Genomic DNA, 989 nt, shown 5'->3' on the forward strand with positions numbered 1-989 from the left:
TAGAGTATGAAGTGATGAGTCCGATGACATTCTTTACTTCATTCGAGAGGTTAATCGCGCTGACCCCCTCTGTATTAGGTTTAGCTAAAGATAAGTAATCATTAATAATGGATTGGGCATGGTTTAATTCTCTAAGTGAAATGTCAATATAGTCCTTGTGATTATTATCTATATGAGTATCACTGCGCATTAGCTGCAAAAAGCCATTGACGGTCGTCATAGGGTTTCGTACCTCATGCGCAACAGAAGCTGCTAGTTGACTAATAACATTCAATTTTTCAGCTCTTTGCAGTTCCTTCTGGATCTTTACATGCTGATCCACATAATCGATGATAAATACCACCATCAGCAAACTAATCCATGAAATAAAATAAAATGTATTCGTGAAAGGTATTAGTTCTGTCTGATCGTACTTAAACAGATAAATTAGTTGGAATACAACGGATGCAAAAAAGATAATGCTGACTACTAATGTCTTATTTTTCAACAAGAAGGATTGACACTTCAGCTTGAAAAATAACAAAAGAGAAGTAATAAGTATAATATTCATTAAATTGAGGTAAATCCCATCGCCGCCAAGATAAAACCTGTATAGTAACAGAACGGTTACCAAGATGAAACCAGGAATGACACCTGCATAAACAAACGAAATGATAACAGGTATGACTCTAAAGTCATAGTAATATCCCTTTTCTAATTCAATAGGAAACGACATCGTCAGCAATAACATAATTAGCAGCAACATAGACAATTTAGCATATGGCTTTCTTCGTTTGTAATCGCTCTCATTAAAGAACAATTGGTAAACCAGGATGGGGAAAAGGACGATTAAAACTTGATCAAAGACGTGTGGAAACTCAATCATAATGCAACACTTGACAATGATAAATAAGATTTCCAATTTTCAGATATGAATAAGGGAAGGCGTTAGAGATTACCGTTACGGGTCTCTTTCTTCATTGTGGTGATTGAACCATAAAATACCATAC

The 989-nt window shown here is 35.2% G+C and carries 1 protein-coding gene; it reads right to left on the minus strand.

The genetic code is table 11. The features are described 5' to 3' along the window. A partial coding sequence (locus V7137_RS30495; protein ID WP_335701532.1) for a histidine kinase dimerization/phospho-acceptor domain-containing protein occupies positions 1–865 on the minus strand: 865 nt, incomplete at its 3' end. Between the last annotated feature and the right edge of the window lie 124 nt (positions 866–989).

This window comes from Neobacillus drentensis, from assembly GCF_036962765.1.
GTDB classification, from domain to species: Bacteria; Bacillota; Bacilli; order Bacillales; family Cytobacillaceae; genus Neobacillus; species Neobacillus drentensis_C.